This is a genomic window from Micrococcus sp. KRD026 (assembly GCF_017168445.1).
In the GTDB taxonomy this organism is placed as follows: domain Bacteria; phylum Actinomycetota; class Actinomycetes; order Actinomycetales; family Micrococcaceae; genus Micrococcus; species Micrococcus luteus.
Map to the genome: position 1 here is coordinate 160,998 of NZ_JABFBA010000023.1, position 8,161 is coordinate 169,158.

The 8,161-nt window shown below is 77.0% G+C and carries 7 protein-coding genes; 5 read left to right on the forward strand and 2 right to left on the reverse strand.

All coding sequences use genetic code 11. From position 1 onward, the window contains the following. The 3 genes from guaA to J1M40_RS08405 all read left to right on the forward strand — a co-directional run. Positions 1-1,602, forward strand: a 1,602-nt coding sequence (gene guaA / locus J1M40_RS08395) for a glutamine-hydrolyzing GMP synthase (RefSeq protein ID WP_342356896.1), incomplete at its 5' end; no start/stop codon positions are given. 98 nt (positions 1,603-1,700) lie between these two features. Continuing rightward, positions 1,701-5,465 (forward strand): DUF4011 domain-containing protein, encoded by a 3,765-nt coding sequence (locus tag J1M40_RS08400; RefSeq protein WP_078025896.1) that lies wholly within the window; start codon positions 1,701-1,703, stop codon positions 5,463-5,465. Continuing rightward, positions 5,455-5,694, forward strand: a complete 240-nt coding sequence (locus J1M40_RS08405; protein ID WP_010080443.1) for a hypothetical protein — start codon at positions 5,455-5,457, stop codon at positions 5,692-5,694. Before J1M40_RS08400 ends, J1M40_RS08405 begins: the two co-directional genes overlap by 11 nt. Positions 5,695-5,704: 10 nt before the next feature. Here the strand turns inward: J1M40_RS08405 and J1M40_RS08410 are convergent, their stop codons facing one another. Together J1M40_RS08410 and J1M40_RS08415 are read right to left on the reverse strand one after the other, a co-directional pair. Next, entirely contained in the window at positions 5,705-5,983 is a 279-nt protein-coding gene (locus J1M40_RS08410; protein ID WP_010080444.1) for an FmdB family zinc ribbon protein, read from the reverse strand. An 88-nt stretch (positions 5,984-6,071) separates the two neighbouring features. Continuing rightward, positions 6,072-6,737 (reverse strand): 5-formyltetrahydrofolate cyclo-ligase, encoded by a 666-nt coding sequence (locus J1M40_RS08415; protein WP_231119486.1) that lies wholly within the window; start codon positions 6,735-6,737, stop codon positions 6,072-6,074. Between the two features lie 57 nt (positions 6,738-6,794). Between J1M40_RS08415 and J1M40_RS08420 the strand changes: the two genes are divergently transcribed. Together J1M40_RS08420 and J1M40_RS08425 are read left to right on the forward strand one after the other, a co-directional pair. Then, on the forward strand, positions 6,795-7,421 hold the full coding sequence (locus J1M40_RS08420) for a GNAT family N-acetyltransferase (protein ID WP_078025894.1): 627 nt from the start codon (positions 6,795-6,797) through the stop codon (positions 7,419-7,421). A 77-nt stretch (positions 7,422-7,498) separates the two neighbouring features. Next, positions 7,499-8,161 (forward strand): hypothetical protein (locus J1M40_RS08425; protein WP_206450695.1); only part of this gene is annotated, 663 nt, incomplete at its 3' end.

The window sequence follows — 8,161 nt, forward strand, 5'->3', positions numbered from 1 at the left end:
CACCCCGACACCCCCGCCCCGCTCAGCGACGTGATGCCCACGGTGCTGGTGCTGGACTTCGGCGCCCAGTACGCACAGCTCATCGCGCGTCGTGTGCGCGAGGCCAACGTCTACTCCGAGGTCGTGCCCGCCTCCACCCCGGCGGCGCAGATCCTGGAGCGCAAGCCCGCGGCGCTGATCCTCTCGGGCGGGCCGTCGTCGGTGTACGAGCCCGGCGCCCCGCAGCTGGATCCGGCGCTGCTCGAGGCCGGGGTGCCCGTGCTGGGCCTGTGCTACGGCTTCCAGTCGATTGCGCACGCCCTCGGCGGCACCGTGGCCAAGACCGGCACCCGGGAGTACGGCTCCACCTGCCTGGACTCGGTGGACGCCGACTCCGTGCTGTTCGCGGGCCAGGACCTCGAGCAGGTCGTGTGGATGTCCCACGGGGACGCCGTGACGCAGGCGCCCGAGGGCTTCGCCGTGACGGCCTCCACCGCGGGCGCCCCCGTCGCCGCGTTCGAGGACCGCGAGCGCCGCATCTTCGGCGTGCAGTGGCATCCCGAGGTGGGCCACTCCTCCCACGGTCAGCGGGTGCTCGAGCAGTTCCTGCACGTGGGTGCGGGCCTGGGCGCGGACTGGACGGCCAGCGGCGTGATCGAGGAGCAGGTCGAGCGCATCCGCGAGCAGATCGGGGACAAGCGGGCCATCTGCGGCCTGTCCGGCGGCGTGGACTCCGCCGTGGCCGCGGCCCTCGTGCAGCGCGCCATCGGCGACCGCCTCACCTGCGTCTACGTGGACCACGGCCTCATGCGCGAGGGCGAGTCCGCCGAGATCGAGCAGGCGTTCGGCGAGGCCCACGGCGGCGCCCGCCTCGTGATGGTGGACGCGCGCGAGGACTTCCTGTCCGCGCTGGCCGGCGTCACCGACCCCGAGGCCAAGCGCAAGATCATCGGCGAGCGGTTCATCCGCACCTTCGAGAAGGCGCAGGCGGACATCGTCCTCGAGTCCGAGCACGACCCGGACGCCACCGAGGTCCGCTTCCTCGTGCAGGGCACGCTCTACCCGGACGTCGTCGAGTCCGGCGGCGGGGACGGGGCGGCCAACATCAAGTCCCACCACAACGTGGGCGGCCTGCCGGACGACATCGAGTTCGAGCTGTGCGAGCCGCTGCGCGAGCTGTTCAAGGACGAGGTCCGCGCCGTGGGCGCCGAGCTCGGCCTGCCCGAGGGCATCGTGCACCGCCAGCCGTTCCCGGGCCCGGGTCTGGGCATCCGCATCATCGGCGAGGTCACCCAGGAGCGCCTGGATCTGCTGCGCCGCGCGGACGCGATCGTGCGCGCCGAGCTCACCGCGGCCGGGCTGGACCGCCAGATCTGGCAGTGCCCGGTGGTGCTGCTCGCGGACGTGCGCTCCGTGGGCGTGCAGGGTGACGGCCGCACCTACGGCCACCCGGTCGTCCTGCGCCCCGTCACCAGCGAGGACGCCATGACGGCGGACTGGGCGCGGATCCCGGACGACGTCCTGTCCCGCATCTCGAACCGCATCACCAACGAGGTCGACGGTGTCAACCGCGTCGTGCTCGACGTGACCAGCAAGCCGCCGGGCACCATCGAGTGGGAGTGAGCGGCGCGTCCGGCGCCGCATCCGGCCGCCCCTGACCGGGGCGGCCGTCCGCACGAAGACCGCCTGGACCCAGGCGACGGAGGAAGGACCGCACGCACGTGACCGAGCAGGAGTTCCCGCGCCTGGCCCGCGCCCGCGCCGCCGCACGCCCCGACGAGGGGCAGACCCGCCCCGACCCGGCCGCCTGGGTGTCCTCCCTGGGCTCGGGCGCCGAGAACGACACGATGCTGCGGTTCGCGCCCTCGGCGGCCAACAGCATCGACCTCACGGAGGCGAACTCCTCCGGCGTCTCGCAGCTGCTGCTGGGGCGGCGCACCCGCCTGTCCACCCTGCTGCCGGCCGGCCCGGAGCTGGACGCGGCGCACGAGGTCTCCCTCGGCCTGCGCGCCAAGGTCCGCGAGCTGGCGGAGGAACGCGGCATCGACGTCGGCGCGCTCGCCGTGGGCGTGGCCACGTGGACGGCCGAGGAGGACGGTCGGCGGGAGCGCCGCTCCGCCCCCGTGCTGCTGGCCCGCGTGGCCCTGACGGTGCGCCGCGGCGCCCGGGGCCGGGACGAGCTGGAGGTCCAGATCACCGAGCCGGCCCGCCTGAACCCGGCGCTCGTGCGGAACCTGCGCCGGCACCACGGCATCGCCCTGGACCCCGAGGCGTACCAGCAGGCCGCCTACGCCACGGCGCGCCTCGAGCCCGCCCCCGCGTTCGCCCGCCTGCGCGAGGAGACCGCCGCGATCGCGGACCTGCACATCCAGGATTGCCTGCTCGTCTCCACGTTCGCGGACCTCGGCGAGACCGCCTCCCTGCCCGCCTCCCTCGAGGATCTGCCGGTCGTGCAGGCCCTGTACGACGCCGGGACCGGCATGGTGCCCCGCCCGGCGGCGCTGCAGCCCACGGGCGCGCCCGCGGAGGATGACGTCGCCCCGGCGGACGAGCGCCTCGTCGTCGACGTCGACGCCGCCCAGGCACGCGTGCTCGAGCACGCCGCGGCGGGGGAGTCCCTCGTGGTGGCGGCCGCCCCCGGCACCGGGCAGACCCAGACCGCCGCCGCCCTGGCCGCGCGCCTGGCCTGGGAGGGTCGGCGCGTGCTGGTCGTGGCCGAGCGTTCCGCCGCCCTGGCCGACGTGCTCGACCGCCTCGAGGAGGCGGACCTGCGCTCGATCGCGCTGGACGTGCCCGCCAACGCGGACCCCGAGCTGCTCCGCCGCCAGCTCGTGCAGGCCGTCCTGCGCTCCGAGCGGGCCGTGGACCCCGACACCGCCCGGGACGAGGCCGCCCTGACCGAACGACGGCGCCGGCTGCAGGAGCACGTCGGCTCACTGCACCACGTCCGCCCCCGCTGGGGCTGCTCGCCGTTCCAGGCGATGCAGGCCCTGGCCGCCCTGACCGGGCTCGAGACGCCGCCGGCCACCACCGTGCGCCTCAAGCGCTCCGTGCTGGACTCCACCGTGAACCGGCAGGCCGTGGGCGAGCAGCTCGTGCGCGCCGGGGAGCTCGGCGCGTTCTCGGCCGCCGCCACCGAGAGCCGCTGGTTCGGCGCCCGCGTGCGCAACGTGCAGGAGACCGAGGCCGCCTCGGAGCTGGCCGACGAGCTGGCGGCCGCCCTGCACACCACCCGGCGCGCCGTGGACACCGCCGCCGCCCAGGCCGGCCTGCGCCCCGAGCGCACGGTGGCCGGCTGGGCGGAGCAGGCGGACCTCTACCGCCGTGTGGCCCGCACCCTCACCGAGTTCACCCCCGAGGTGTTCTCCCTCGACGTGCCCCAGCTGGTCGCGGCGACCGCCACCAGCTCGTGGCGGCGCCTCCACCTGGTCGAGATGTCCTCGGTGACCCGGTCCCGCCTGCGCCGCGCGGCGAAGGACGCGGTCCGCCCGGGCGTGCAGCCCACGGACCTGCACGGCGCCCTCGTGGACGCCGCCGCCGTCCTGGAGGACTGGAACCGCCACGCCGCCGAGCCGGGCACGCCCCCGCAGGTGCCGGACCAGGGCGAGCACGTGATGGGCCAGGTCGGCCAGGTGCGCGAGCGCCTGCGCCGGCTCGAGGGCGTCCTCGCCCCGGAGGCCGTGGCCGAGGCGCCCTTGGAGGAGCGGGACGTGGACGACCTCGTGGCCGCCGTCGACGGGCTCGTGGCGGACCGCGACACCCTGGCCACGCTGCCCGAGCGCACCCTCGTGCTGGACAGCCTGCGCGACCACGGCCTGGCGGAGCTGCTCGAGGACCTGCGCGACCGCGAGGTGCCCACCGAGGCCCTGACCGCCGAGCTCGAGTTGGCGTGGTGGCAGTCCGCGCTCGAGGCGATGATCTCCGGGGACGACTTCCTGGCCATGATGAGCGGCACGGACCTGGCGGAGGTCGAGCGCGGGTTCCGCGACCTGGACCGCGCCCATCTCGAGCGCGGCGGCGCCCGGCTCTCCGCCGCGCTGGCCGCGCGCTGGCGGGAGGCGCTGCGCACCTATCGCGCGGACGCGGCCGTGCTGCGCACCCTGCTCAAGCAGGGCAGCCCCACGGTCGAGTCCCTGGCCACGATCACCCCCGAGCTCCTGCAGCCGCTCGTGCCGGTGGTCACCACCTCGCCCATGGCCCTGTCCGAGTTCCCCCCGGAGTGGCGCGCCGACGTCGTCGTGCTGCTGGAGGCCGACGCGACCGCCCTGGCCACCGCGATGGGCGCGCTCACCCGCGCCCCCCAGGTGGTGGCCCTCGGCGACCCGGTCATCGGGCGCCCGCAGTCGTTCCAGGTGTCCGTGGACCCGACGGCGACCGCCGGGCCCCTGCGCCCGCTGCGCTCGGCCCACGACGCGCTGGACGAGGTGCTGCCCACCCTGCCGCTGCGCACCGTGCACCGCCCCCTCGAGCGGCGCCTCGTGCGCCTGCTCTCCGCGCTCGCCTATGACGGCGCCCTGGACGCGCTGCCCACCGCGGGCGAGGCCACCGGCCGGGATCGTGCCGTCACGGCCGAGTACCTGCCCGAGGGCACCGGCATCCCGATGACCGGCGGCGACGTGGTCGAGTCCACGAACGCCGAGGTCGCCCGCACCGTGGAGCGCGTGTTCGAGCACATCCGCGACCGGCCCGAGCAGTCCCTGGCCGTGGTCACGGTGTCCGAGCAGCACGCCCGCAGGGTGGCCGCCGCCGTGCAGGCCACGGCCGCGCAGGCGCCGTGGGCCCACGAGTTCCTCGCCCGCGGCCGCGGCGAGGACGCCGCCGACGCCGAGCCGTTCGTGATCGTGCCGGTCGTGCGCGCCGCCTCCGTGGTGCGTGACGCCGTGATCCTCACCCCCGGCTACGGCCGCACCCCGCACGGCCGCGTGGTGCACCACTTCGGCGCCTTCTCCGACCCGGACGGCGAGCGCATGGTCACGGTTGCGCTCACCCGCGCCCGCCGGCGCCTGCACCTCGTCTCGGCGCTGCGCGCCGCGGACCTGGACGAGGACCGGCTCGACGGCGGCGCCCTCTGGTTCCTGCGGCTGCTCGAGGCCTACCTGGGCGACGACGCCGCGGACCCCGTGGGCATGGTGGGCGACCCGCTGCTGGCCGATCTGCGCGACCGGCTCGAGGAGCACGGCGCCCGCGTCCTGCCCCGCTACGCCGGCGTCATGGACCTGGCCGTGCTCGATCCGCGCGCGGACCAGGACGAGGCGCCCCGTCCGCTGGCCCTGGCCGGCGACGGCGGCGAGGTGTACCGCGCCCTCACGGTGCGGCAGCGCTCGCGGACCCTGCCCGAGGGGCTCGAGGCCCGCGGCTGGGAGCCCCGGACCCTGTGGTCGATCGACGTGTTCGCGGACCCGGAGTCCGTGGCCCGCGAGCTGGCCGACCGGCTGGGCGTGGAGCCGGCGGACGAGACGGACGAGACCGACGACGATGCCCGCTGACGGCGCGCCGCGCCGCCGCGGCCCGCGCCGGGCGGACGCCCCGGGCACCGGCCCGGCATCCGCCGACGGCCGCGAGCCGCGCCTGCCCGGGATGCCCCGGCTGATCGGGCAGGCCGGGACGTCGCCGGCGACGGCGCCGACCGGGGACGTGGCCGGGGTCGAGTCCGGCCCGGCCGAGGCCGAGCGCGACCGCTGGCTGCGCGAGCAGCGCCCGCCCCACTGGGGCTGAGCCGGCCGGGTCAGTCCGCGGCGGGGGAGGACGAGGACGACGTCGAGGACGTCGAGGACCCGGCGGCCGAGTCCGAGGTCGATCCGCCGGCCGAGCCGGTGCCGCCCGTGCCGGAGCGCGAGTCGGTCCGGTAGAACCCGGAGCCCTTGAAGCTCACGCCGACCGAGCCGTACTGCTTGCGCAGGACGCCGCCGCACGCGGGGCACTCGGTGAGGGCGTCGTCGGTGAAGGCCTGGACGACGTCGAAGGCGTGGCCGCAGTCCTTGCAGCGGTAGGCGTAGGTGGGCATGCTCAGCTCCAGCTCGCTCGGGGCGCGCCGGGGCGCGCGGTTCTGGGGGGATCCGACCCCCGATGCTACTCCGCGCCGCGGGCCGGGCTCAGACCCAGCGCAGCCCGGCCGCGGTGACGACGCCGTCCACGGGCCGGTCCGTGGGCTCGGCAGGGATGGCGCCCGCCGGCAGCAGCTCGTCCTCGAACACGAGGGCCACGGTCGGCACGCTCCGCGGCAGCTCGGCGAGGAAGCGGTCGTAGTAGCCCCCGCCCTGGCCCAGGCGCATCCCGTCCTCGGCCACCGCGAGCGCCGGCATGACCACCGCGGTCGCCGCCGCCAGCGCGTCGGTCCCGAGCCGTTCGCCCACGGGCTCGTCCACGGGGGCGTTCGCCGCGCGCGCCGTCGCGACGCCCGGGTGCCAGGAGGCCCAGCTCAGGCGTCGTTCCGGCTCGATCACGGGGACGAGCACCCGCGCCCCCGCGGCCAGCAGGCGGGTGCGCAGCCCACCGGTGTCCGGCTCGGTGGCCATCGGCAGCACGGTGGCCACCACCGGGGCGGTCCCGTCCGCGGTCGCCGCGGCCACGCGCGGACCCAGCCACGCCCACAGGTGCTCGACGGCGGCCGCGGACTCGGCGGCGCGGCGCGCGGGGGAGCGGTCGCGGCGGGCGGTGCGCAGGCGCGCACGCAGGGCGGCCTTGGCGTCCACGACGTCGTCGACGCCGGCGACGGGGCCCGTGGCGGCGGGCTCGGGCACGGGAGGGGGAGTGCGCATGTCCCCATGATGCCCGCCGCACCGGTGCCGCGCCCGGCCGCGCATAGGATCGACGCCATGTCCTGGCAGCGTTCCCCCTGGCCCGTGACCCTGCGGCACGGCACCCTCGCCCTGCGGCCGCTGCGGAGGCGGGACCGGGAGGCGTGGGAGGAGCAGCGGGCGCACAACCGCGAGTGGCTGACGCCGTGGGATGCGACGAGCCCCGTGCCGGGCGCGGGTCCGGCGTCGTTCGGGCAGATGGTCCGCTGGCACGGCCGCCAGGGCCGGGACGGCAGCGCCTACACGTGGGGCATGGCCCTCGACGACGACCGCCCGGACCGGGACCGCCTGGTGGGGCTGCTGTCCCTGGGCGGGATCCAGTACGGCTCGGTGCTCTCCGGCTCGATCGGCTACTGGATCGACCGTCGCGAGGCGGGTCGGGGGCTGACGCCGACGGCCGTGGCCATGGCGACGGACTGGGCGTTCCGCAGCGCCGGTCTGCACCGGGTCGAGGTCAACATCCGCCCGGAGAACGCGGCCAGCCTGCGGGTCGTGGCGAAGCTCGGCCTGCGCGACGAGGGCCTGCGGCGCGCGTACCTGCACGTGGACGGCGCCTGGCGGGACCACCGGACGTTCGCGGTGACCGCCGAGGAGGTCCCCGACGGCCTGCTGGCCGGGTGGCTGGCCACCCGGCCGCGCCCCTGAGCGGCCCGGCGGGACACGCCGCGTGCGGACACGCCGCGATGGCCGGACCGGTCCGCCCCCGGCGCTAGGCTGACCGCATGGACGAGACCACCGCGCCGACGAGGGCCGTGCAGGCCGCGCTCGACGCGCTGGCCGACGCCCGGGTGAGCGCGTCGCTGGTCATCGTGGCCCTCGTGGCCTTCTTGGCCTGGCGGCTCGTGCTGCGCCGCCATCGTCTCGCGTCCGCCCCCGCCCGCCCGTCGATGCCGAGGTCCTTCATGCACCGCCTGCAGAGCTCGCCCGCCGTCCGTGCCCTGACCGCCCGGTTCTCGGGCCGCCTGAGCGCCGCCGCCGACGCGGCGCGCGCCGCCCGCGGCCGGACCGGCCTGCACATCCGGTGGGGGCGCACGGCGCTGTTCCTCGCCGCCCTCGTGGCCCTGCTCGTGTTCCTCGTGGCCGGTCTCGCCGCGGCGTTCGGCGCGGGCACGCTCGCCCTGGCCGGCTGGTCGCTCCTGTTCGCCGTGGCCGGGCTGGCCGGCCTGCGGGCCCTCGCGGTCCGCGACCGCACCCGTCGTGCCCGGCCCGCCGCCGTCGTCGTCCCGGAGCGCCCCGCCGCCCCGGCGGCCGAGGAGCGGCAGGCCCCGCCCGCGGACCCCGAGCGGGACCGCCGCGTGCTGGAGACCGTGCTGGCCTTCGAGACCGAGGCGCCGCGCCCGGCCGCCGCGCCCGCCGCACCCCGGGTCGAGCCCGTGGTGGTGACC